A 24,360-nucleotide genomic window follows, 5' to 3' on the forward strand; every position below is an offset into this window, starting at 1 on the left:
AACGTTCATCTTATCCCTTTTGACTTAGATGATTCGAGGCGGAAGACCCATTGTTCTAGTGTTTAGGATTTAACCTTGCACCATCTAATTGATTTTTTCTGCTTTCGCAACATTCACGCTCGCCATTTCTAGCCACGTTGTAGTTCAATCAGCTTTAGGGATTGCCCGCAGTTAACCCTCACTACTAGCCAATCACTTGACTAGCAGGGCTTACTGATATATTTAATTAACTTTCGTTATAATTGGTTAAATAAATCGTAACAGTTAGTTACCCTTCTTAGTTCGTTAAATACGAATAAAACGCGTCCGCATCCGTGCGAATTACCGGTACAAAATTTAGTTCTTTTCCTTTTTCAGGCTGATCTTTTTTTATTTTTTCTGCTAGTTCTTGAGTGTTCATATTCGTTTTATCCATATTAAGTTCATCTGCCATTTGTAACACCTTTTGTTCATTAATTTCACTTAATACTTGATATATATCTTTCCCATACAAATCAATATGATATTTTTTTGCCTCTTCTTGCACTTTTTGTTCGTACACTTCTTGTGCTAACTCTTCTATCTCTTTTCCTTTTTGTGAAATCCCTAACTTCCCTGCTTCCTCTCTTACTTTCGTTCCATAGATTTCTTCCGCAATTTCCTCTATTTCTTTTCCATTTGTTGAAATACCTAATTTATCCGCCTCATTGCTAATTTTAATCGTATTAATTTGAGTAATCAAATTTACAATTGATGTATTTTCTATTGATATGCCTAGTTTTAACGCTTCTTGCTTCACTTTTGTTTCATAGATTTCTTCTGAAAGAGTTCCAACATCTTTTCCTTCAATCGAAATTCCTAACTGTTCTGCTTCTCTTCCTACTTCCGTCTCATGGATTTCTTTTTCTAGCGTAATTTGTTCTTTCCCTGCCGTTTCAATCCCTAAATTCTCCGCCTTTTCTTCTGTATGCACAGCATGTATCTTTCCATTGTTTAATTGTTCTTTGCTGCGCTGCTTGTAATCTGTCTTTCCTTTTGATGTTTCAGAAGGAGAGGCACCCCCTAATATACTTAAACTCATTACTCCAATAGTGAATACCATCATCATTTTCTTTTTCAAAATTAATTCCTCCCTCTTACACTTTCTTTTCCATCATTCCCATAAAATTTTAATACTATATTATGATCGATGTAATCTACTCAAATACCTTTTTATAATCGCTTCTTTATAGGGCGAACTTTCCGTATATAATACATGTTAAAAATAGTTTCTTAACTTTCCCTTAAAAAAAGACGACCTTGTAAAAACAAGATCGTCTTCTCACTTATATTCTTTGGTTTTTCGGAAGAATCACTTCAAAACAAGTACCCTCTCCCCATCTGCTCTCTACTAATATTTTCCCATAATGCTTTTCTACAATCCAGTTCGCGATTGAAAGGCCTAATCCCGCTCCTTCTGACGCACTTCTCGCTTTATCCCCTTGATAAAAACGATTAAATAGTTTTGGGATATCCTCATCTTTCACTCCTATCCCATCATCTTTCACTCGTATACGAATTGAACTGTTCATTTGCGTACAATCGATTTGAATATGACCACCTTCATTCGTATACTTCATCGCATTATCTAACAATATGACCATCATTTGATGAATCCGCTCTCTATCACCCATAAAAGATACGCCACGTTCTACTTTTAATATCATTTCTTTTTCTTGATAAGAAGCAATCTCCTTATATGGAGCTACTATTTCTTCTAACAATTTATCGAGTTCAAATGTTTTCTTATCCATCTCAATTTGATTAGAATCAGAACGTGCTAGCAATAATAAATTACTAACGAGTTTTGATAACCGCCTACATTCTTTTGAAATTGTAGAAATATCCATCGCTTTTTCTTCTATCGTAGCGGATGGTGACTGGAATAAAACATCTGTTTTTGATTGAATAACTGCAAGGGGTGTCCTTAGTTCATGTGATGCATCAGAAACGAATTGCTGCTGTTTTTCCCATGAATTTTGAATGGGTACAAGTGCCCTGCCAGCTAAGAAAAAGCCAATTCCTATTGCACATAAACTTCCTACGCTACAACCTATCACAAGAATTAAAAATAAAGTATGTAACATTTCTTTTTCAGCTGTTATATCCCTTGCAATTTGAACTATTTTTGCATCTTTCTGAAATGCAAATATTCTAAAATATTGCCCTTGTACTTCTATATCTTGCAAAGTTCCTAATTTCTTTGGAGAAAACTTTTCCAAATTGTCTTCAAAGATAAAACGACGTTTGCCGTTTTCAATATCTATCTCCACCGTGTTTCCCATCCAAGTTAACTCCATTATCCTTGGATCCCCAATTGGAGGATATCCCCTAATTTTTTTAGGTAGTTTTTTATCATCTGCATTCTTTCTATGTTGAACGGCTTTTTCTATCGATTCATTTACTCCACTATAAATACGCTTATATGTGTAAGAATAAATGATACTACCTAATACGCCTATCAAAATGATAAATACTAATGAATTCAATATAGTCAATCGAATACGCGTCTTCTGAAACATACTTCCCTTTTTCATTGTTCTTTTAATATATATCCAATACCTCGAACGGTTTGAATATCTTTCTGATAACCGAATGGCTCTAATTTTTTACGTAAATGATGTACATACACTTCTACAATTGCCACTGTCGTATCTGAATCAAATCCCCAAACACGATCAAAAATTTGTTCACGCATTAAAATCTTTCCGCTATTTTGAACGAGGTACTCTAGAAGCTCATATTGTTTTAATGTTAACTTCATACTTTGTCCATCTACTTGAACATCTTTATCTTTTCCAAACAGTTCAATCCCTTTATAGCGAATAGTCTGCTTTGTTGTTAAACTACCGCTTCGCCTTAATAAAGCACGAATTCTCGCTTTTAACTCTGGAGCTTGAAATGGCTTAACGATATAGTCATCTCCACCAAAATCCAACCCTTTTACGCGATCTTCTAAAGAATCTCTCGCTGTTAAAAACAGGACTGGTGTTTCAATCTTTTCATCACGTATTTTTTGAATTACTTCAAAACCGTCCATTTCTGGCATCATCACATCAAGTAAAATAGCGTCATATATATTTTGTAATGCTAGAAATAATCCATCTTCTCCATTCAATGCTGTATCTACTTCAAATTCGTCGTGTAATATTTGGACAATAGATTCTAATAAAGAAGCATTATCTTCTACTACGAGTAAGCGCATATTCTCACCTTCCACCATATCATTCGATTCTATTTATAATCACATTCCTGCTTTTCCTAACAAAAGAATATAATCATATTTTGTAACTTCATTTTTAATTCGTTCTTTCTACACTTTTTCTTGATACAGAATTTTAAAGATTAATTATAAAGACTCTTCCTTAAATTTACCTTAATAAAAAATTGAAAGAAATAAGATTTCCCTTATCTCTTTCAATTTTTTACTACATATACCCTTTTGCTCGGCAATTCTAAACAATTTAGCTGGCCGCCATATACAGCACCGCCATCAATTCCTATAATACGATTGCTCCCAAAATATACGCCACAATTCTCACTACCGTGAAGCGTTTTTGTTTCCGTATGACCAAATACAACAACCTTTTCACCACTATACCCACTATGAAACTCATTACGAATCCACATTAACGTATATGGTTCACATTCAGAAACTCGTTTCAATGGCTCAACACCAGCATGTACAAATATATACTTTTCTGTTTCAATGTAATGATCTAATTCCTGAATAAACTTTACATGTTCATCTAATACACGAGATTGTAAAATCTTTTTTTGGAAATTCTCCTCATTAACCACAATATCTTCTTCTACAAATCCATAGCTGTATAACGTCTTGTCTCCACCATTCCTTTTTACCCAATGGTTCCATGAACGTTCCTCATCAGTCGTTAACGCCTTAATCATCATATCTTCATGATTGCCCTTTAGAACGAAGGCTCCATCTTCTTTTAACTCTTTTACTTTTTCAATTACTGCACGCGCATTTGGACCACGATCCACATAATCTCCCAGTAAAATTAATTGATCCTGTTTTGCATCGTATTGAGCTTCTTCCAGTAACTGTTCGAACTTTTCTATTTCTCCATGAATATCACTAATAACAAGAATTCTTTTCATATTATCACCCCTCTTTCTAATTATAGTTCAAAACGACAGAAACTTCAGAATTGTAATTTAAAACCGTATTTATTACAGATACAACGATTATCCTTACAACAATGTAAGTCTCTTGTCATCCAATTCGATAGTTGCGATTGCTATATTTCCTTATACTAAAAGTAAGAAATGAAACAAAAAACAAGGAGAGATGAGATATGAAAAAAGTGATGGAAGTTATGGTAGCCGTGGCAGAGGTTTTCGTAAATGGCAAACAAGTTGCAATGGAGTTAAACAAATAATGAAAAGGACAAGATTCATTCTAGACCCTTTACTCATATAAAGGAGATAAGACTTCTTCATTTTTTTGATCCCTTATCTCCTAAAAAAAGCCGTATCCTTTTTCGGATACGGCTTTCTCTTATTTTTGACTCGTACGAGCTGAAATACTAATTGCTCTATCTGTAGCTTTTGCAGCTTCATCTAACGCTTCTTTACTATTCTTTCCGTCATACATTGCTTCTAATGCTTTTACAACTGCATCTCGTGATTCTGGGAATACACTAATTAAAGCACCTTGTGTTGATGGAGATTGTTTCGTCGCTTGCAATTGATCTACTGTTACTTTTAACTGTGGATATTTTTCATATTGCTCTTTTACTAATGGTTCATTATATGCATCTGGATTAATAGAGAAGTAGCCTGTTGCAGTATGCCATTTTGCTTGTACGTCTGGCTTCGTTAAATATTTCATAAAGTCCCAAGCACCTTGTTGTGTTTCTTCTGAAACCATATTCGTCATCCATAATGATGCTCCACCAATAATAACACCATTTTGTTTTGAATCTTCTGGGTATGGAATATATGAAACGCCTACATTAAACTTAGATGCATCAATTAAATCACGAACACCTGCTGAAGAATCTAAATACATAGCAACTTGTCCAGACTGGAACGCCGCACGAATATCATCCCAACTTGCTCCATATTTTCCTAGTGCACCAGCTTTATTTAACTCATCTAGCATCCCAAATACTTTCTGTCCTTCTTTACCGTTAAATACAGCTTTCTTTGCAGCTTCTTTACGACCATTTTCATTATCTACATATAAAGCGCCTTGTGTCGCTAACAATTCTTCAAAGAACCAACCGTAGTTAAGCATGGAGAATCCATATTGTTTTACATTTCCGCCTTCTTTAATCGTTAACTTTTTCGCTGCTTCTTGTAATTCCGCATATGTTTTTGGAGCTTTCTCTGGATCTAAGCCCGCCTTTGCGAAAGCATCTTTATTATAAATTAATACTGGTGTAGATGAATTAAATGGCATAGAATACATTTTTCCATCAACTGAATAATAATTTGTAATTGCTTTTTCCAATTTTGAAGTATCGTACTTATCTTTTTTTATCCAGCTATCAATTGGTGTGATTTTTTTGCTATCAATCATATATTTCGTTGTAATTTCACTCGATTGAACAAGAGCTGGCGCTTCTTTCGTTGCAGACATCGTTCTAAATTTCGTTAAAGACTCTTCATATGTCCCTTGGAACTCCGCCTTTATCTCGTATTTATTTTGCGACTTATTATAGTCTGCAACAAGCCCATCTAGCACGCCTTGTGTTTTTCCACCCATCGCATGCCAAAAACGAATTACAGTTTTATCACCATTTTTTTCAACTGGTGCTACTTTTGCCTGTGCTTCAGGTTTTCCTTCTGTTTTACTATTTGAACAAGCTGCACTAGATAATGCCATTGTTGCTATCATTAATAGAGCAGCACCTTTTTTAACTAGACTCATTTTAATCTCACCTTCTCTTAGTTATTTAATTGCACCTTTTGTTAATCCTTGTTGTAATTGCTTTTGCCCTAAAAATAGTAGAATCAATGTCGGAATTACGATAACCGTAACACCGGCCATTACGCTTCCCCAATCAGTTGCAACTTCTTGAGACTGAAGCTGCTTCACACCAATTTGGACTGTTCTTACCTTTTCATCAGTGGTCACTAAAAGTGGCCATAAATACATATTCCATGTTGTTAAAAAACTATATACTCCAAGCGTAATAAAACTCGTTTTACAATACGGAATTACAACGCTAAATAAAAACTTTACATTTCCAATCCCTTCAATAAAAGCAGCTTCTTTCAGTTCATTCGGAAGCGTCATAAAGTGTTGACGTAGTAAGAAAATACCGAAAGCTGTTGCAAAAAACGGCACTGTCATTCCAGCGAAGCTATTGATCCAACCAAAGTTTTGAATCGTTAAAAAGTTAGGTACCATCGTCGCTTCCCACGGAATAAGCATCGTTGAAATAAACAGGAAGAAAATAAGATTTCTTCCTTTAAACTGAAGAAAGACGAAAGCATACGCTGCTAAGCTTGATACGATAAGTTGTCCAATCATAACAACTGTCGATACAACTAAACTGTTATATAAGTATGTAAAAAGCGGTACTTTTTGAAAAATATTAATAAAATTATCAAAAGTAAATTGAGTCGGAAATAACCTTCTCATTTGAATATCGTCTGGTGTCATAAAGCTTATTAAAAATGCATAGAGTACAGGAAAAAACACCATTACTGCACTAATAATGAGTAGCATGTATAATAGGAAATTTTGTTTCCACTGTTTAACGATCATTTATAATGCACCTTTCTCTCAGCAAACTTGAATTGAAGTAATGTAGCAATGAAAATGAAAATAAATAATACCATCGCTTGTGCACTTGCTGTTCCAAATTGATGATTCACAAATGCCTCTTTATAAATCGAATATACAATTAAATTCGTTGCATCATTTGGTCCACCATGCGTTAAAATATCAATTTGTCCGAAGCTTTGGAACGCACTAATTAACGTTACTGTCACGATAAAGAATAAAGTTGGTGATAGCATCGGTAATGTAACACGACGAAGCTTATATAAATAGCTAGCACCATCTATAGATGCACTTTCATATAAAGACGTATCAATGTTTTGTAAACCACCTAATATAACTAAAAATGCAAATCCTGTATTCACCCAAACCGTTGTAACTGATACAGAGAACAATGCCCAATCTGGACTCGTTAACCATGCGATTGCAGGTAGATTCATAGAGGCTAATATATTATTAAATAATCCGACACTTGGATGAAATAAAAATAGCCAAATCACCGCACTAGCAGCTACTGATATTCCCATAGTGGAAGAAAATAACACACGGAATACCCCAATACCTCTTACTTTTCCATTTGCAATCAATGCAAGAAATAAAGCGAGTATAATACTCGTAGGCACTGTATATACAACAAATAATAAAGTTGACTTTATGCTTTTGTAGAAAGCAGGATCAGAAAATAAGTATTGATAATTTTCTAAGCCAACGAAAAGATTAGCTTCTCCGTGTATATCTGTTAAATAAAAGCTATAGTAAATCGTCCTAAATAATGGATAAAAAAGAAAAATCGAGAACAATAAAATAGATGGCGCTAAAAATAATAATCCTATTCTTAAATCTTTCGTTCTACTCCATAAACTCTTCTTTTTTGCCACCTTTGCTTGGGCTGGTAACTTGCCTACTTCAATCATTATTTCGCCACCACTTTCAACTCTTCTTCAGCTACCACTTTTAATCGTTCATTCGTATTTTGATGAAAGAAGCATAACTTATCTTGTGAGAATAATAATTTTACTTTGTCACCTTTGTTCAGGAGTAGCTGTCCAATGACTTTTGCACTCCAAGTTGTTCCATTTATTGCGAAGTTTAATATAGATTCGTTGCCTAATACTTCTACAGATTGTAGCGTAACTTCTTGTCCTTCCTCAGACAGGGCAATATGCTCAGGACGCATGCCTATGCGAATTATTCCTTCTGGTAATTGCTTTAACTGTCCAATAGATAACGGAATTTGCAATTGCCCTATATGTAATACACCTTTTTCTTTGTCTACTTCTCCATCATTTATATTCATCGAAGGAGACCCTATAAAACTTGCAACAAATTCATTTGCTGGTTCGTTATAGATGTCAAGCGGTGTTCCAACTTGCTGTATACTTCCTTTATTTAAAACCATGATACGGTCCCCCATAGTCATCGCCTCTATTTGATCATGAGTAACGTAAATCATTGTAATTCCTAAACGCTGCTGAATTTCTCTAATTTCAATTCTCATTTGCGCACGTAATTTCGCGTCTAAATTCGAAAGTGGTTCATCCATTAAACAAATCGGTGCTTGGCTCACGATTGCTCTAGCAAGCGCAACACGCTGTCTTTGTCCACCTGATAATTGACCTGGTTTCATTTTCACATACTCTTTCAGCCCTACCATTTCAATAGCTTCCATTAATCTCTTTTGCCGCTCTTCTTTTTGTACTTTCCTTACCTTAAGTCCAAATAAAATATTTTCTTCTACAGATAAGTGTGGGTATAGTGCGTAATTTTGAAATACCATTGATAGATTACGATCTTTCGGCTCTAAATCATTTGCAACACGTTCATTAATAATTAAATCCCCCGAAGAAATTTCTTCTAGGCCAGCGATCATTCGTAATAATGTGCTTTTCCCACATCCTGAAGGCCCAACTAAAACAAAAAACTCGCCCTTCTTAATGTGAACCGATACACCCTTAACCGCTGTCTCTTCTGCATTTTTATATACCTTTGAAACATTTTTCAATTCAATCACAAGATTGCACTCCTTTTTTCTTCTTGTATCCATACTTCATAGTGACTCGTCGAAATCGCACTCGCTCCTGCACGAATGGCAACTTCTGCATCTTCTCGCGTTTGAATCAATCCGCCTGCAATGATAGGAAATTCTATTTCCTCTGCTAACTGCTTAATAATGGAAGGCATAATACCAGGCATAATCTCTACTGCATTCGGTTTAGTCGTTTTACAATTTTCAATTGATTTTGTAAGAGATAAAGTATCGACAATAAAAATACGTTGGATCGTTTTTAATCCAATTTTATTGGCATTTCGAATTGTCGATCCTTTTGTTGAAATAATGCCTTGTGCTCCGATAACGTCTTGAATATACAAAAGTGCTTCCTCTGTATTCGTATTTAAACCTTGTATAAAATCACAATGAAGAAAGACATCATGTCCATGTTTCTGTAATTCATATACACGCTCTGGTAATTCCAGCATTGAACCCGTCATAAGAAAAACTGTTTTCGGTAATTTTTTGTATGTGTTGTATCCTTTCCAATCCTTTATCATCGCAATATAAGGTTCTTTAAACATTCATTCCACCTAACTTTTCTGTTTTTATCCAAACTAAAAACACCTACTTACATAGAACACCTTTCTCCTTATTTGAACTCTAGGGAATAGAGCACACCTAAGAAAGTGGCACGTTATATGTAAGCGGGTGTTCTCAAATGTTCTCTACCCTAGTTATTTTGTTACCTTTACTATATTACGTATTTATTAAGTCAGTTTTGATAAATTGTTAATTAGGTGTTAATCGAATGTTAATATTCACCATATTTTTAACAATAATCTAAATATATGGATGAATCCCAACCGCAAACAACTATTTTTAAAATTTAAGTGATATGCAAATTCATTCCATAATTAATTAGTTTTAGTTTTTTTGCAACTGCTTGTGAAGCAAAGTTATCCCAAGAAGTACTATAAAGTGGAATGCGGTTTTCTTCTTGTATTGATATCGCCCAGGCTGTAACAACATCAGTACCATATCCATTCCCTTGAAACTCCGCTAAAGTTTCCACACTCGCCTCAGCAGCTACAGGTGTACTCCTAGCACTGCAACATATAGAAACTACCTTTTCATTTTTTACAATTGCAAAGTAAGGTTGCCTCCACTCCATCTGTTCTATTAGATTAGGAAAATTTCCTCGCAAAAGCTCTTTATTCTTCTCTGTTATCTGTATTGTTCTAGTTGGCTTATGTAAATTATTAGAGAACATGAAAGCAGGGCCCATCCAAATATTTTTTACTGTTCTTTCTTCATTTAATACATGGATAATCTGTGCTATCTCTATATGATTTGAAGGTTCTCGAATTAATTTCTCAATGTTACCTACCGTTTCATCATCCAGATCACAATGATATCTCGTTATACTCCCTTCACGAGTTCTGCCAAGAAAAAAGCGTGGTGCTTTCGGATTTCCTTGTTCATTTACATATTTCATTTTCCCTACTTGATTATGAACAAATAAAACCTCTACTTGAATTGCTATTAAATCAAGTTCTGAGAGCCTCATTTATATCCTCCTTAGTTACTTCATATAACATTTACAATCTATTTTTCATGCTCAAAATAAAAATCCCATTTACATACACATTACTGAATCCATCATGCTAACTGATTTCTTCATTCTGTCTATCTAAATGGGATTATTTTTCGTTTTTTATTCTACTGGTTGTTGTGGCTGTACTACTTCATTCGCTCCAGCTGCCCTCAACATATTTGCAATATCTTTAAAACCTCTTTTTTCAGCATATTGCAGTGGCGTAATATTTTCCTTATTGGCCATATTTACATCTGCCCCGTGGTCAATAAGCATTTGAATTACTTTCTTGTGATTTTCACTACCATTTCCTAATACAATAGCTTCTACTAAAGCTGTTCCACCACGAGCATTTTTATAATTCACATCAATATCTGTATGCTCTAACAATTCTTTTACGACCTCTACATGGCCACGCTCAGATGCAGAAATAAGTGCTGTTCCACCTGACTTAGTCGTTTCTTTCGTATTAACTCCTGCATTAATTAATACTTTTACAATATCCGTATAGCCTTCTCTACTTGCATAAAGAAGTGGATTGCTTTGTTTCTCATCTTTAATTTCAATATTAGCACCTACACCAATTAATGCTTTCACTGTCTCTACATGATTTTGGTACGTTGCTGCAAGGACAGGTGTTTCTCCGTTGTCACCTTCTACATTTATATTCGCTCCATCTTGGATCAATTTCATAGCTGTTTCTGTGTCTCCAAGAGTTGCAGAAAGTAGCAACTGTTTGTCCATTAAATTTATACTTTTTTCTTCTTTAGATTCTTCCTGTTCTTTATGCTTCTCTTTTTTCTTTTCGTTTTTCACATGAACCGGTTTCGATTCTGGCTCTTCTTGCTTATCGCAAGCCACTACCGTCATTAAAAGTCCTAATAACATACATAATAAAATTTTTTGTTTTCTCACAACTACAGCTCCTATGAAAGATAATGTTTTCTTAACCATTCCTCCATCACATACAATAACTCTTCTTGAGTACATTTATCCATAAGCCCTTTATATTCCTTCTTTAATCGGATTATCTAAACTTATATTAGCGAAGCAATTAGTTTAGCACGATTTTACCGCATTTGTATACATTTCTAAAAAGTACATAAAGTGAAACTTTAATCAGTGGGGGTTTTCTTCATCCCACACTGATTATTAGTTGAACCAATCGGGCTTTTATGGGCAGCCCGCCCCCCACCTAACTTCTTTGCTTTCGCTGCATTTTGAGGTGGGGGTCTTACTGCCCATTAAAGCGGGATAAATGATTGCTTTAGGTTACTATATTCCATTGTAACCGTTCTTCTAAAAATTTTACACCTTTTCTATATTTGCACCTGAATAATACTAGAAAAAGACAACTATATAGTTGTCTTTTTCTAGTATTAATGATGCGCACCGTGATTTCCCTTTTTCGGGTTCCCCATCATTTCTTTATTCATTTCCCATTTATGCTCTGCTAGCTCTTTATACGAAAGAATTTTCCCCTTATAGTTAGATACAAAGCTCTCTGCATCTTTTTTATTTTTAAATGAAATGACATTATAAGCCATTGGTGTTGTAATTGTTTTATCATATACATAAGTAGCGTCTTCTAACGAAACCCAATCTTTCGAATCATAATCTCGAACAAATTTTTCTTTCGTCTTTTCACCTGGATTAATCTCCATCCATTTATACATACAACCGATATCATCAAACTTTAATGCTTTTCCATTTTCTAAAATGATTTCTGTTGCAAATTGATTATCCATTACCCCAATTTGGCAAATATCACACTTATCATGTTTCTCATCAATTGCCACAGCCTCTGCTTGTTTCTTACCACATCCTACAATTGTAAAGACAAAGAATAAGCATATAGCAAGCATCACATACTTTGTTCTCATTATATTTCCTCCCTAACCGTATCTTCTACAAGGAGCATATCAAAAACTTGTGTGCGATTTGTGAAAAAACGATGTGTCTTTTGTAATATATGGAACAAAAAAGATGTGTAGTCCTCTCTACACACCTCTCATCATTCACAACCTGTAATTAATAAATCATCTTCCAACCTAACTAATAATGTACCTGTATAAATTTGCTGCCCAACAACTACATTTACTAATCTTATATTTCCACTGATGCCGACTGCAACCTTTTCAAGTTCACCGTTATTTTTTCGGATCATCATTAATTTTTCCCACTCATATACGTAAGAAGATTCATTAACAAAAATCTCTTCTACTTTTCCTTCATAAGAACTACAAATCTCTTCCATTCTTGTTTTCATATAAAATCTACTCCCTATTTCACACTTCAATATTTTCATCTTATTCTACCATTCTTATGGAGAGCAGCTCACTTTTTAAAAATTCAAATTAACTCCCGTGAACAAAATGAACAAAATAAAAATTATGCTTCTAATGATGTTATTTTTCAAATTATTTACCATTCAAATAGATACTTTTATGATAAATAAAAAAACCTTTTTCTGAATTTTTATTTTATTTTGAAAGCGTAATCATTTTGAGGGGGAGATTACATGTTAGCACTACTTGGATTTACGATGGTATTTGTCTTTATGTTTTTAATTATGACGAAACGTATGTCAGCACTAGTAGCATTAATATTAATTCCAATTACGTTCGCATTAATTGGAGGCTTTTATGCAAACATGGGACCTATGATGTTAGAAGGAATTCAAAAACTAGCACCTACTGGTATTATGCTTATGTTTGCCATTTTATATTTTGGAATTATGATTGATAGCGGTTTATTCGATCCTGTCATTAGTAGGATTTTGAAATTTGTGAAAGGAGATCCTTTAAAAATTGTTGTTGGCACAGCAATTCTTACTATTATCGTTTCATTAGATGGGGATGGAACGACAACGTATATGATTACTGTTTCCGCAATGTATCCACTATATAAACGCCTTGGAATGAATCCACTTATATTAGCTGGAGTTGTTATGTTAGGTGCAGGAGTGACAAATCTTACACCGTGGGGTGGACCAACAGCTCGTGTTATGAGTGCACTCGGACTAGACGCATCAGAGCTCTTTACACCACTTATACCAGGAATGATTGCTGGTGCACTTTGGGTAGTTTTCGTTGCTTACTATCTTGGGAAAAAAGAAAGAAAGCGTTTAGGAATTATGGATGTACAATATTTAAAACAAATGCAAACGATGGATGAGCAAGCTGCAACAGTAGAAGCTGCTGTTCATAAGCGCCCTAAACTTCTATGGATTAACTTTTTATTAACTGCTACCTTACTTGTCTGTCTCATACTAGAAATTATGCCGTTACCTGTTTTATTTACAATCGCTTTCGCTATTGCTGTTATGATTAACTATCCGAACTTAGAGCAACAGAAAGAGCGTATTGCTTCTCACGCAGGAAACGTATTAGCGGTTGTTTCTCTCGTATTTGCCGCTGGGATTTTCACCGGGATTTTATCAGGAACAAAAATGGTAGATGCAATGGCTAAAAGTGTAGTAACTCTTATACCAGACGCTCTTGGACCACAACTACCAATTATTACAGCCCTTCTTAGCATGCCATTCACATTTTTCATGTCCAATGATGCATTTTATTTCGGTGTACTACCTATTTTAACGAAAGCTGCTGCCACTTACGGAATTAGTGCAGCTGAAATGGGACGCGCTTCCTTACTCGGGCAACCTGTTCACTTATTAAGCCCTCTTGTCGCATCCACTTATTTATTAGTTGGGATGGCAAAAGTTGATTTTGGTGAACATCAACGTTTTACTTTATTGTGGGCAGTTGGAACGACAATGGTCATGTTGATTACTGGAATTTTAATTGGGATTATTCCAATATAAAATAAAAAACAGTAGCGGACATATTATCCGCTACTGTTTTTTATTATGAAGAAACAAGAAAATATCTTCTTTCTGGTCTCCCTACACTCCCATATATAAGCTCCGCATGAACTTTCTTTCCTGATATTAAATATTCTAAATAACGCCTCGCTGTTGACCTGCTTACTCCGACCATTGAGCTTAGCACTTCCGCAGTAATACCTTCTTCATTCACTGTTAACATATGTTTTTTTATTTTTGCTAAAGTTAAGGGATCTATCCCTTTCGGGGCATATTCTATTTCATTTCCCTTTACGCCTCTTTGAGACCATAAATGTTCAATTTGTTCTATAGATAACTGATTATTTTTCTTTAGCTGTACAAGCTTTTTTTGATAATTTTCCAAACTTGTCTTAAATCGATCAAACATAAGTGGTTTTACGATATAATCTGTTACTCCGCCTCGCAGGGCGTGCCTCACTACATCTGTTTCCGATGCAGCTGTAATCATAATAATATCTGTATCATGTAAATTATGTCTAATATATGTGACAAGTTCCGTTCCTTGCATATCAGGTAGGTACACGTCTAATAAAACGAGCTGTGGCTTCACGAGATCTAGCCATTCTTTCGCTTGTTCTCCAGTCGTTGCTGTTCCAATGACTTTAAACCCCTCAATTTTTTCAGTAAAACGACGATGAATGTCCGCAATTCGAATATCATCTTCTACAATCAATACTTCAATCTCCTCACCCATTACAATTCGCCTCTCTCTTTCGGTAATGCAATAATAAACAATGCACCACCTAAATCCCCTTTTTCGATTGCGATACTTCCATTTAAATCTTCTACTAACTCTTTCACTTTTGCTAATCCATACCCTCGCTTCTCGCCTTCTTTCGTCGAGAAGCCTTTATAGAATATGCTAGTAATGACCTCATCATGAATCCCTTGTCCTGAGTCTTCCACTTCAATTACTATTTCTTCTCCGATATCAGTTACAAACATTCTTACTTTCTTATTATGTTCTTCATTTCTTTCAATCGCTTCAAATGCATTCGTAATTAAATTTCCTAAAATAGAAACGACATAATTACTCTCAATGTGCGGGCTTAATTTGTCTAAACTACTCTCTCTATCTAGCATAAAATCAATCTTCAACTCTCTTGCTCTATTATAGAATCCAATTAAAATCCCACCTAACCACGGATTTTGAATTCGCTTCATAATAAATTGAACAAAATCTTGATAGACCGCCGTTTCCTTATGAATAAGCTCTAAAGCATCTTCATATGATTCTAACTGGATAAGTCCTGAGAGCGTATACAATAAGTTATTATATTCATGCGTTTGCGCTCGTAATGCCTCTGTATATTGCTTCGTCTGAGATAATTCTGCTGTTAACTGATCCATTTCAGATTTCAAACGTAAGCTCGATACAACACCAGTTACTTTATTCTTTACTTTAATAGGTAGACGGTTCGCAATAACAGCCTGCCCTTTTATATTTAATTGGCGATCAAATTGTTCTTCCCCAGTTTGAAGTACATCTAGTATCGTTGAATTAGGAATTACATCTAAAATAAATTCTCCAATAATATTTCGTTGTTCATCTAATGAAAGAATGTCATAAGCTGCTTGATTGACTAATCTAATCATCCCATTTTGATCAATAACAATAATCCCTTCACGTACAGATTGAATCACTGTACTATGCTCTTCATATAAAGATGAAATTTCTTCTGGCTCCATGCCAAACATCATTCTTTTTATACTGCCTGCTAAATATATAGAACCAATTATCCCAATTAAAAGACCTGCTATTGTAATCCAAAATACACGCTTTCCATACACTTCTACTGCACCATGAATATCGTCCATTGAAAATCCAACAGACACCACGCCAATAATTTCATTTTCCTGATTACGGATTGGAACTTTTCCGCGTAATGAAGGGCCTAATGATCCAGTTGCTCTCGAAACATAAGATTTCCCTTCTAATAGAACCCCTTCGTTATCTCCACCAACCATTGCTTCTCCTATTTTATCTCGCTTAGGGTGTGCATATCGAATCCCCTCTTTATTTCCAACTACAATAAAATCAGCATCTGTATCAATTCGAATTTTTTCTGCAATCGGCTGAATGATAGAAGCTGGATTTTCTTTTTGAAAAGCTTCCTTTATTTCTGGTATAGCAGCAACTGTTTTCGCAACATGCAAAGCCCGTTTCCCAATTTGTTCTTCTACCGTTTCAGATAATATGTAATAAAATAAATAACTCGTTAACAGAAGTACAACTAAAATTAGTGTACTAATAGTTAATGTAATTCTCGGTTGTAGTTTTAATTTTTTTAATTTCAAAACCATTCCCCTAACATGATTAAAGATAGAATTTAAAGAATATACAGTCTCTTTAATTATACTTAATCATAACATGGTTACTCTATATTTCTTTCTTTTTCTCTTCATAAAAAAAGAAACGAAGTAAAATTATTACCTCGTTTCTTAACATTCGTTATTACACTTTAAACTTACCAATCATCTCTTGTAACTCTTCTGCCATTTGTGATAAATGGACTGCTGCTGCATTTATTTCATCTACTGAAGCTAATTGTTCTTCAGATGAACCAGCAATATTTTGAACGCTTGCTGCATTTTCTTCAATCGTAGCTGCAATTTCATTAATAGATGCACTTACTTGTCTTGCATCTACCGTCATTTGCTTCGCTACATCTACCATGTTATCAATTTGTACAACTGTATCATCCGTAGATTTCAATATTTCAGCAAAGCTTTGCTTCGTTTCATTTGCAACTACAAGCCCTGATTGTACTTCTGTCCCAACTTGCTTCATAGAACTTACCGTTTCTTTTATATCAAATTGGATCTCTTTCACTAGTTTTCCAATTTCCGTAGAAGACTGTCCTGATTGCTCAGCTAATTTTCGTACTTCATCTGCTACAATTGCAAATCCTCTTCCTTGCTCTCCAGCTCTTGCAGCCTCAATTGCCGCATTTAACGCTAATAAATTTGTCTGCTCTGCAATATGTTGAATCACCTCAAGAATTGCTCCAATTTGTTTTGATTTATCATCTAACAAAACAATAACTTTATCTGATTGTGAAACAGACTCATGGATTAATTGCATTTGATTCACAGTTTTTTCAACTAACTTTCCACCATCTTCAGCCTTTTTCTTCGTATACATAGATGCTGTGGATACTAATGAAGAACTATCTGCAACACGCTGAATTCCTTCTGTAACTTCCTCTAATAATGTTGCGCCTTCTTCAACTTCTTTCGTTTGTATTTCAGCCCCGCTCGACACTTGCTCTATTGCTTGTGTAATTTGTTCCGTTGCTTCACTTGTCTGCTTCATACTAGCTGTTAATTCTTCTGAAGATGCCGCTACATGACTTGCTGAAGTATTTATATTGGAAATAACCTGATGTAATGATGTCGCCATCTCGTTAAAACTTTCTCCTAACTGTCCAATTTCATCTTTAGAATGAACTGTAATTGTTTCTGTTAAATCGCCTTCACTAATCTTTTTCGATGATATAACAAGTTGTTTTAACGGGTTAATAATAGAAGCAATTATGAAGTAAATTAAAACACCGCCGATTATTAATGAAATACCAATAACAGTTAGCGTTTTATAGAAAATAGGATTAGCTGCTTCAATAATTTCTTTTGAAGGCATAATTCCTGCTATTTTCCATCCAGTCTGCTTATTTGTTATAAAGGTAATATTGCGATCATCACCATCGAGTTTGAATTTAAATTCACCTGTTTCCTGTTTGTACAATTCCTTCTCAAGTTTTTCTTCTATTTTGTCACCTGGTTTTATCGTCGGATGTGCTATTACATGTTTAGATTGGTCGAAGATTGCTACATATCCTTTTTTGCCGATATTGACCATTTTTGAAGTATTTACAATGTCATTAATAATTAAATCAATACCGAGAACACCGCTCTTATCCTCATTTTGTTTTGCTATTGTAATAACAATATTCCCTGTTGTACTTGACTTATATGGGGCTGTGATAACCACTTCTCCGCTTTTTTTCGCTGCTTCTTTATACCAATCTCTTTCGGTAGGATTGTATCCATCTGGCATTTGAATAGACGGTGATTGAATAAATTGTCCCGTACTAGATCCCGTATAAATTGCTTCTATTTCTGGATGTAATTTATTATATTCTTCTAATTTATTTTGCACATTTTGGAGCTGATCAGTCCCGTAACTTACTCCGTTAAATAACTTTGTAAAATATACTGCGTCTACCTTTTTACTGTCTATCTCTTTGTTAATAACATTATTTAAAATCTTTACGTTATCTTCCGCTGATTGTAAAATTGTTTCATTAAAGTTTGTCTTCGCTTGCTGATAAGACGTCCAACCAATTACAATACTTGGAAGAACTAAAATAATAACAAATGATACTAGTAACTTTGCTTTTAAACTACTTCTCCTTAATTTCCTTTGAAACATATTTCTACCCCTCCATACCGTTTTAAATGTAATTACCTTACATTTAATTTCTTTATATAAATTATACGATTAAAAAGTATCAACTCTTTATCTCTTTTTCTATTAAAGAATTAATACATACCTTTTTCATTCTATATAAATTAAATAATTAAAACAATATATAAAAATGTACATTATTCGAAATATTATCATTCACAGAAGAACCTCTAGTATCTCACTTACTAGAGGTTCCATCCACTTTACTATTCTTTATCTTTTTCTACTTCCTTTTTTTCACCTTCTACTACAGATACAACAGGTTTATCATTTGATAATTGTTGAACCGCTCCTTTTCCAGCAAATCCTTCTAATAACTCTTTTAAATCAATGCCAGAAGAAGCTTTTAATGTTTCTTGCATCGTTGCCATTAAATCAGTCGCATAACCTGCAACTTTTCCGGCGCCGCTATTTTTACCACCGCCGCCTGTATCGACAACTGTAATTTTATCAATGTTGCTAAGTGGACTAGCAACTTCCTTCGCATAACTTGGAAGCATTTTAAGTACCATATCCATAATTGCCGCTTGGCCATATAACTCAAATGCCTCTGCAATTTTTTGCTTCGCTTCGGCTTCTGCTAAACCTTTTAACCTAATAACATCGGCTTCTGCCGTACCTTGTGCTTTTTGTACTTCCGCTTTAGCTTGACCTTGTGCTTTTTCAATTTCTGCCTTCGCTAAACCTTCCACACGTACTTCTTCCGCACGTGCTCTCGCTTCAGCTTCAATCTTATATTGATCCGCATCTGCCTTTTTAATTTGTTTTACTTTTTCTGCTTCCGCTGATTGCTCAACAGCATAGCGATCTGCATCTGCTTTTTTCTTTACTTCTGCATCGTATTGCTTTTCACGACGCGCAATCTCTTTTTCTTCTAATTCAATTTGTTTCTCACGCTCAATGATTTTAACGCGCATTTGCTCTTCTGTAACACCTTGTTGCGCTTTCGCTTGTTGTAATTCATAAGAAAGATCGGCGTCTGCACGAGCTTGTTCTTGCTCTCTCTTATAAGATTGTACTTTTAATTCTTTATGTTTTTCAGCTTCAGCGATTTGCGCATCACGTTGGTATTCAGCCTCTTTCGCTTCTTTCTCAGCACGAGCTTTTTCAATACGAGCTTCTTTTTCACGCTCTGCATTTGCAATTGTTGCATCACGCTTAACCGTCGCAATTTGCGGCTGACCAAGTGCATCTAAGTAACCGTTCTTATCCATGATTTCTTTAATGGTAAAGGAAACGATGCGAAGACCCATTTTCTTTAAATCTGTAGAAGCTACTTCATGCACCTTTTGAGCAAATTGCTCTCTATTACTATACGCATCTTCTACTGTCATAGAGGATAAAATCGCGCGTAAATGACCTTCTAAAACCTCTTTTGCTTCTACTTTTAACTCTTCTGTTTCTTTTCCTAAATATTGCTCAGCTGCTGTCGATACTTCTTCAATTGTAGAACCTACTTTAATAATAGAAACACCATTTACTGTAACTGGAACACCTTGCTTCGTATACGTATCGCGTGTACCCACTTCTAACTTGTAATTTAGTAAGCTTAAAGGTTCTGCTCTTTGCATAATTGGAACTACGAATGTACCGCCACCGCGAATAATCTTAATCTTCTTTCCATCATCAGTGGTAACTACATTTTTCCCACCACCAAGCCAATTCCCTGTAACAATTAACGCTTCATCTGGTCCAACTGTTCGATACTTCGTAATGAATACTAAAATGAGTAGAATTAAAATTGCAAGTAAAACTCCACCAATAATTAATGGAATCGTCATGGAAATTCCCCCTTATAATTTTGGTTTTTTTAAAGAATAAGCGATGTTTTGTACAAGCAAAACACCATCTTGGACTCCCTCAATAATAACTTCAGTTCCTTGTGAAATATCTTTTTTCCCAATTGTTTTAGCTGGAATTGCATTACTTCCAAATTGGGAGGAGATTAATACTTCACCTAATCCTTCTGTAGGAATTGTCGTAATGACTTCTCCCTTGCAACCAATGAATTCATCCATACGTTGCACAGTATTTTGTTCTGCTTCTGCAATCGGCTTTAAAATTAATATTTTCATTATGAATACACCCATAAAGGATATAGCAAATGCAGCCACGAAAATAAGAATACTATTAAAGGAAAATAAATATTCTCCTATATAACTAAGTCCACATAGCATGGCGAAAAAACTAAGTAATAAAGTAACAACGGATACTGATCCGCCTCCAAAACTAAATATGGATTCAAATATATCCCCAAAAAAGATATAAATCACAGTGAGTATAGTAGCAATAATAAATCCGTATAAATAAATTGTTTCAAGTGGATAACCAAACAAAACCATTCCTTATCCCCCTCTCTTAAACAATCCCTTTTTTGTTATGTGTATGCCCCACCTCTTTCAAAGATTATCGTTCTTAATTTTCAGTTATTTACTTTTTAAAGAAAAGCCTGTAAGACAGGCCCCCTAAAAAAGAACAGGAGAAGCCTATTGTGACAGGCTCCTCCTAGTAAATAACCGATATATTATATATCTATATAATATACTATTTTCCACAAAAAGTAAAGTTAAACATACATTGGAAAAGTACTTATTTTAATGATAATTCGTAAGTTCCATCGCCATTATCATATTTATATACATACAAGTAGTACTTACCTGGTTTTGCATTCATTTTTGCCTCTATATGATTTCCATTTGCTTGACCGTAAGCAGCATAATTTTGCATATCTGATTCATGGTGAAGTACCCATGTCATCCCGATTCCATACTCATTTAAAACGGAAATATCGATATCTTTCGCTGATGCTACATTAAATGTATAAACATCAGTGTGATCTCCGCCGATAAGACTACCTTTTATAGTATTGTTTAGCCCAATGTGATTTGCTTCCTCTGGACGATTATTTGGTTCTAATTCTGTTAAACTTCCATCTTTAACCGTAACCGTTGTTTCACTTCTGCTCTCTTTCCCTTTATCATCTTTTACTCTTAACGCTACTTTATATGAACCTTCTCTTTCATATACATGCACTGGATTTACTTCTGCACTTGTGCTTCCATCTCCAAAGTCCCATAAATAAGAAACGATCTTTCCATCTTCATCTTTTGATCCATCACTTTTAAATTGAATGCCTTCTTTTACACGTCCATTATAAGGACCATTTATATGAACCGTTGGAGCTTTATTTTCTCCGTCATCTTTTGCTATACCGTGGAAAACTACATCATATTCAAATTGATTTGAGCTATTTACACGGTAATTGACGAAGTATGCTGTAACAGTTTTGTAGCCACTCCATTCTTTTTGTGCCAGTTGTTCTAAAGCTTCATTTACATTCTTACTCATTGCGTTCCAATCTTCTGACTCACCTTTTGTTACACTACCTGTATACGTACCTTCTAATGTAAATGTATTAAAGAATTGAGAGCTATGTTTTGTCATTTTTGCATCTTTCATCGGTAACGTATCACTAATTTCTTTCTCTACTGCTGTTAACGATTTTGGTGCATGTTCAGCTAAATAATCATCTGCTACTTCCGGTACATTATATTTATCTTGATTATCGATTAGTTGCTGCATATACTCTTGATACTCTTTATTTAGTTTTAAGTCTTTACTTAAATTCTCACGATAAGCATCATAATTTTTCACGTCATTCGCTCGAATTAAATCTTGAATTTTATCAAACGTTTCAAATTGATGTGTATATAAATAAGATTGCAATGCGAACGAGTAATTATAGAAATCCCAAGAACCATATTTAGCAAATAATGTACGCTCTGCTGTATAACGGCTTGCAGGATCAGATGATAATCCACTAATGATGCTCTTTCTCGGTACTACATTATTTGTTCGAGTAGACCCTGCGAAAAACTCTGCATTTCCTTCTTGGAACCAAGTTAACCTTTCATTTTGATACATATCTCCTCTTCCGAATAAACCTGGCACTTCATATCTCCCTTGAAGATAATGGGTAAACTCATGGCGGAATAATTCTTCTAAACTATAAATACTTTGTTCTGGCGTGCGTTCATATGTAAAGAATGTTCCTGTTTCTTCAATATAAATTCCACCGTTGTTCGTTTCATATCCATACAGTTGTCTATTTAATTGGTACTCTTCTGGACTGTTATAAATTACGATCGTTAATACATCATCTGCATTACCTGGCTCTAACGCTTTATCATTTCCAATTACACGATGATACTGCGCTTTTACTTCCTTTGCAGCCCAGTATAGTCTCTTAATTTTTTCTTCCGATACTTTATCTCCTGTTTTGAATACGATAGATCCATCATCAAATGTATACGTTTTTGGTAAGTACTGCTCTTTTCCTTCTTTACGTATTTTCTCTAAATCCACTGTATTCCCGCTATAATCTTTTCCGTTATAATTTGTTGTAATTTGTTCTACTGCGACAAAATACGGTTCACTTAAACGTGGATACATATGCATTGCCTGTGTCACAACTTCTAATCCTTTATTTGGATTGCTATGAAACTTCCCTAAACGACTAGCAAAGTAAATTCCATTATTAACGAGCCACTTATTTTCTGGTGTTACTTCATTTAGAAGAGCAATACGATTTATTTCATTAATAAACCCATCTACTTTTCCATACCACATCGTTTCATTCGCCTCTTTACGAGCCTCAATTAAGTAAGACTGTATATCATAGTCAATCCCTTGCATAATATCGTATACAGCTTGTCCTTTCATACGATCGTCTACATACGTATGAAGATTATCATTATACTGTTTTAAAATATTAGCTGCGTATTGAACCGTCTCAACATCACTTGAAGCGTTACTAATCAATTTTCCGTATGCAGATACGACTGTATCTTGTTCATCTGTACCAAGCTTAAAGTTTGGATTTTTTGCGATTGCTTTTAAAGCAGGTAAACATTTGTCCTGGAAGCTTCTTTCATTTAATTCACTTAATTCATTATTATAAAATGCCAAATAAAAAGCTGAACGTAACACTTCCGTAAATGTTTGAATTCCTTTTGAATCATCTCTCGTAAACGTACTACCTCGATGAGCTAATTCATCTATAACGACTTGCATTTTCCCTTTATCTTTATAAAAAGCTTTTGCATCTTCATTAAACTGGAATAAGTCTGTAATTTGGTGCCACTTAATACTGCCTAACGTTTCAACTAACTCTTGATCATTCATTTTGTTTAAATCAGCCATTGAATAGCTTTCTTTAACTTGCTTTACTGCCGCTTTGTTCGGAATAGATGCTGGTCGCTGTGAAAAGTCTCCTACTTTTAACCGTTCTTCAAACGATAATGTTTCCTCCGCTTTAGAAACGTGTCCAATCTCATCTACTGGTTTTTCAATTCCAACTGGTTTCGAATGCAATACATTATATGGCACCTTTTCTTCTGCTGATGCATGAGTTTGAATTGCCCCCAGCGATAGAGCCATTGTACTAATGCTAAGCATTACTTTATTAATTTTTGATTTCTTGTTCATATCCTTGCCCCCTATTCAAATATTCCATTCACGAATTTAACATAAAATCTATATACAACAATATAAAATGCAATATTTCATATTATTTCTTCTTACATTTTGTACATATCGTGAACAAATTCCCTTTTTTCTCCCGAAAATAATCCGAATCCTTTCACGTAATAAAAAGAGAATT

Annotated in this window: 20 protein-coding genes and 1 pseudogene; 1 reads left to right on the forward strand and 20 read right to left on the reverse strand. The window is 34.7% G+C overall.

The window, feature by feature from the left end:
* Window positions 1-277: 277 nt before the first annotated feature.
* The 13 genes from ACTFRS_RS24460 to ACTFRS_RS24520 all read right to left on the reverse strand — a co-directional run bounded on the left by ACTFRS_RS24460 (window position 278) and on the right by ACTFRS_RS24520 (window position 12,631).
* The gene (locus tag ACTFRS_RS24460) at window positions 278-1,099 is read right to left on the reverse strand and encodes a transporter (RefSeq protein ID WP_431085353.1); all 822 of its coding nucleotides are present in this window, start codon (window positions 1,097-1,099) and stop codon (window positions 278-280) included.
* A 205-nt stretch (window positions 1,100-1,304) separates the two neighbouring features.
* Entirely contained in the window at window positions 1,305-2,555 is a 1,251-nt protein-coding gene (locus ACTFRS_RS24465) for a sensor histidine kinase (RefSeq protein ID WP_011039988.1), read from the reverse strand.
* Window positions 2,552-3,223, reverse strand: coding sequence for a response regulator transcription factor (locus tag ACTFRS_RS24470; protein ID WP_138322501.1), 672 nt, complete (start codon window positions 3,221-3,223; stop codon window positions 2,552-2,554). The genes ACTFRS_RS24465 and ACTFRS_RS24470 overlap by 4 nt, the downstream gene beginning before the upstream one ends.
* Before the next feature lie 212 nt (window positions 3,224-3,435).
* Entirely contained in the window at window positions 3,436-4,140 is a 705-nt protein-coding gene (locus ACTFRS_RS24475) for a metallophosphoesterase family protein (RefSeq protein WP_000821960.1), read from the reverse strand.
* 400 nt (window positions 4,141-4,540) lie between these two features.
* Window positions 4,541-5,917: an ABC transporter substrate-binding protein gene (locus tag ACTFRS_RS24480; RefSeq protein ID WP_431085354.1), complete on the reverse strand. Its 1,377-nt coding sequence runs from the start codon at window positions 5,915-5,917 to the stop codon at window positions 4,541-4,543.
* A 21-nt stretch (window positions 5,918-5,938) separates the two neighbouring features.
* Complete coding sequence (locus tag ACTFRS_RS24485; protein ID WP_000635951.1) at window positions 5,939-6,760, reverse strand: carbohydrate ABC transporter permease; 822 nt, start codon at window positions 6,758-6,760, stop codon at window positions 5,939-5,941.
* Window positions 6,757-7,689 carry a carbohydrate ABC transporter permease gene (locus tag ACTFRS_RS24490; protein WP_139869356.1) on the reverse strand — a complete coding sequence of 311 codons (933 nt, stop codon included), beginning with the start codon at window positions 7,687-7,689 and terminating at the stop codon, window positions 6,757-6,759. The genes ACTFRS_RS24485 and ACTFRS_RS24490 overlap by 4 nt, the downstream gene beginning before the upstream one ends.
* On the reverse strand, window positions 7,689-8,786 hold the full coding sequence (locus tag ACTFRS_RS24495) for an ABC transporter ATP-binding protein (RefSeq protein ID WP_016716416.1): 1,098 nt from the start codon (window positions 8,784-8,786) through the stop codon (window positions 7,689-7,691). Before ACTFRS_RS24495 ends, ACTFRS_RS24490 begins: the two co-directional genes overlap by 1 nt.
* On the reverse strand, window positions 8,783-9,349 hold the full coding sequence (locus ACTFRS_RS24500) for a glycerol-3-phosphate responsive antiterminator (protein WP_000472010.1): 567 nt from the start codon (window positions 9,347-9,349) through the stop codon (window positions 8,783-8,785). Before ACTFRS_RS24500 ends, ACTFRS_RS24495 begins: the two co-directional genes overlap by 4 nt.
* 305 nt (window positions 9,350-9,654) lie before the next feature.
* Window positions 9,655-10,335: a GNAT family N-acetyltransferase gene (locus ACTFRS_RS24505; RefSeq protein WP_001239732.1), complete on the reverse strand. Its 681-nt coding sequence runs from the start codon at window positions 10,333-10,335 to the stop codon at window positions 9,655-9,657.
* Window positions 10,336-10,482: 147 nt separating this feature from the next.
* Window positions 10,483-11,352, reverse strand: coding sequence for an ankyrin repeat domain-containing protein (locus ACTFRS_RS24510; RefSeq protein ID WP_431085355.1), 870 nt, complete (start codon window positions 11,350-11,352; stop codon window positions 10,483-10,485).
* 389 nt (window positions 11,353-11,741) lie between these two features.
* On the reverse strand, window positions 11,742-12,245 hold the full coding sequence (locus ACTFRS_RS24515; protein ID WP_001259402.1) for a nitrous oxide reductase accessory protein NosL: 504 nt from the start codon (window positions 12,243-12,245) through the stop codon (window positions 11,742-11,744).
* A 131-nt stretch (window positions 12,246-12,376) separates the two neighbouring features.
* Window positions 12,377-12,631 (reverse strand): hypothetical protein, encoded by a 255-nt coding sequence (locus ACTFRS_RS24520; protein ID WP_070805170.1) that lies wholly within the window; start codon window positions 12,629-12,631, stop codon window positions 12,377-12,379.
* 252 nt (window positions 12,632-12,883) lie between these two features.
* On the opposite strand from ACTFRS_RS24520, the gene ACTFRS_RS24525 reads away from it, so the two are divergent.
* The gene (locus ACTFRS_RS24525) at window positions 12,884-14,188 is read left to right on the forward strand and encodes a CitMHS family transporter (RefSeq protein WP_431085356.1); all 1,305 of its coding nucleotides are present in this window, start codon (window positions 12,884-12,886) and stop codon (window positions 14,186-14,188) included.
* Window positions 14,189-14,231: 43 nt separating this feature from the next.
* Here the strand turns inward: ACTFRS_RS24525 and ACTFRS_RS24530 are convergent, their stop codons facing one another.
* The 7 genes and pseudogenes from ACTFRS_RS24530 to colA form a co-directional block, all read right to left on the reverse strand.
* Window positions 14,232-14,924, reverse strand: a complete 693-nt coding sequence (locus ACTFRS_RS24530; protein WP_074565763.1) for a response regulator — start codon at window positions 14,922-14,924, stop codon at window positions 14,232-14,234.
* Window positions 14,924-16,534 (reverse strand): ATP-binding protein, encoded by a 1,611-nt coding sequence (locus ACTFRS_RS24535; protein ID WP_011039983.1) that lies wholly within the window; start codon window positions 16,532-16,534, stop codon window positions 14,924-14,926. Before ACTFRS_RS24535 ends, ACTFRS_RS24530 begins: the two co-directional genes overlap by 1 nt.
* Window positions 16,535-16,685: 151 nt before the next feature.
* On the reverse strand, window positions 16,686-17,633 hold the full coding sequence (locus ACTFRS_RS24540; protein ID WP_396022966.1) for a methyl-accepting chemotaxis protein: 948 nt from the start codon (window positions 17,631-17,633) through the stop codon (window positions 16,686-16,688).
* Window positions 17,625-18,662 (reverse strand): annotated as a pseudogene (locus ACTFRS_RS24545) (HAMP domain-containing protein); the annotation flags it as partial. The pseudogene ACTFRS_RS24545 and the gene ACTFRS_RS24540, both read right to left, overlap by 9 nt.
* A 242-nt stretch (window positions 18,663-18,904) precedes the next feature.
* Entirely contained in the window at window positions 18,905-20,479 is a 1,575-nt protein-coding gene (locus ACTFRS_RS24550; RefSeq protein ID WP_139869350.1) for a flotillin family protein, read from the reverse strand.
* 12 nt (window positions 20,480-20,491) lie between these two features.
* Window positions 20,492-21,040: an NfeD family protein gene (locus tag ACTFRS_RS24555; RefSeq protein WP_242294946.1), complete on the reverse strand. Its 549-nt coding sequence runs from the start codon at window positions 21,038-21,040 to the stop codon at window positions 20,492-20,494.
* Between the two features lie 247 nt (window positions 21,041-21,287).
* Window positions 21,288-24,185 (reverse strand): collagenase ColA, encoded by a 2,898-nt coding sequence (gene colA, locus ACTFRS_RS24560; RefSeq protein ID WP_440025214.1) that lies wholly within the window; start codon window positions 24,183-24,185, stop codon window positions 21,288-21,290.
* Between the last annotated feature and the right edge of the window lie 175 nt (window positions 24,186-24,360).

Origin of the sequence: Bacillus cereus group sp. MYBK139-1 (genome assembly GCF_051916915.1) — a bacterium.
GTDB classification, from domain to species: domain Bacteria; phylum Bacillota; class Bacilli; order Bacillales; family Bacillaceae_G; genus Bacillus_A; species Bacillus_A pacificus.

Excerpts from the sequence above, each read along its gene's own strand:
- ACTFRS_RS24525 (WP_431085356.1), top strand. The coding sequence starts at position 12,884 with ATGTTAGCACTACTTGGATTTACGATGGTATTTGTCTTTATGTTTTTA.
- ACTFRS_RS24475 (WP_000821960.1), bottom strand. The coding sequence starts at position 4,140 with ATGAAAAGAATTCTTGTTATTAGTGATATTCATGGAGAAATAGAAAAG.
- ACTFRS_RS24530 (WP_074565763.1), bottom strand. The coding sequence starts at position 14,924 with ATGGGTGAGGAGATTGAAGTATTGATTGTAGAAGATGATATTCGAATT.
- ACTFRS_RS24465 (WP_011039988.1), bottom strand. The coding sequence starts at position 2,555 with ATGAAAAAGGGAAGTATGTTTCAGAAGACGCGTATTCGATTGACTATA.
- ACTFRS_RS24470 (WP_138322501.1), bottom strand. The coding sequence starts at position 3,223 with ATGCGCTTACTCGTAGTAGAAGATAATGCTTCTTTATTAGAATCTATT.
- ACTFRS_RS24485 (WP_000635951.1), bottom strand. The coding sequence starts at position 6,760 with ATGATCGTTAAACAGTGGAAACAAAATTTCCTATTATACATGCTACTC.
- ACTFRS_RS24500 (WP_000472010.1), bottom strand. The coding sequence starts at position 9,349 with ATGTTTAAAGAACCTTATATTGCGATGATAAAGGATTGGAAAGGATAC.
- ACTFRS_RS24520 (WP_070805170.1), bottom strand. The coding sequence starts at position 12,631 with ATGAAAACAAGAATGGAAGAGATTTGTAGTTCTTATGAAGGAAAAGTA.
- ACTFRS_RS24515 (WP_001259402.1), bottom strand. The coding sequence starts at position 12,245 with ATGAGAACAAAGTATGTGATGCTTGCTATATGCTTATTCTTTGTCTTT.
- ACTFRS_RS24480 (WP_431085354.1), bottom strand. The coding sequence starts at position 5,917 with ATGAGTCTAGTTAAAAAAGGTGCTGCTCTATTAATGATAGCAACAATG.
- ACTFRS_RS24505 (WP_001239732.1), bottom strand. The coding sequence starts at position 10,335 with ATGAGGCTCTCAGAACTTGATTTAATAGCAATTCAAGTAGAGGTTTTA.
- ACTFRS_RS24550 (WP_139869350.1), bottom strand. The coding sequence starts at position 20,479 with ATGACGATTCCATTAATTATTGGTGGAGTTTTACTTGCAATTTTAATT.
- ACTFRS_RS24535 (WP_011039983.1), bottom strand. The coding sequence starts at position 16,534 with ATGGTTTTGAAATTAAAAAAATTAAAACTACAACCGAGAATTACATTA.
- ACTFRS_RS24490 (WP_139869356.1), bottom strand. The coding sequence starts at position 7,689 with ATGATTGAAGTAGGCAAGTTACCAGCCCAAGCAAAGGTGGCAAAAAAG.
- ACTFRS_RS24510 (WP_431085355.1), bottom strand. The coding sequence starts at position 11,352 with ATGTACTCAAGAAGAGTTATTGTATGTGATGGAGGAATGGTTAAGAAA.
- colA (WP_440025214.1), bottom strand. The coding sequence starts at position 24,185 with ATGAACAAGAAATCAAAAATTAATAAAGTAATGCTTAGCATTAGTACA.
- ACTFRS_RS24540 (WP_396022966.1), bottom strand. The coding sequence starts at position 17,633 with ATGGCGACATCATTACATCAGGTTATTTCCAATATAAATACTTCAGCA.
- ACTFRS_RS24555 (WP_242294946.1), bottom strand. The coding sequence starts at position 21,040 with ATGGTTTTGTTTGGTTATCCACTTGAAACAATTTATTTATACGGATTT.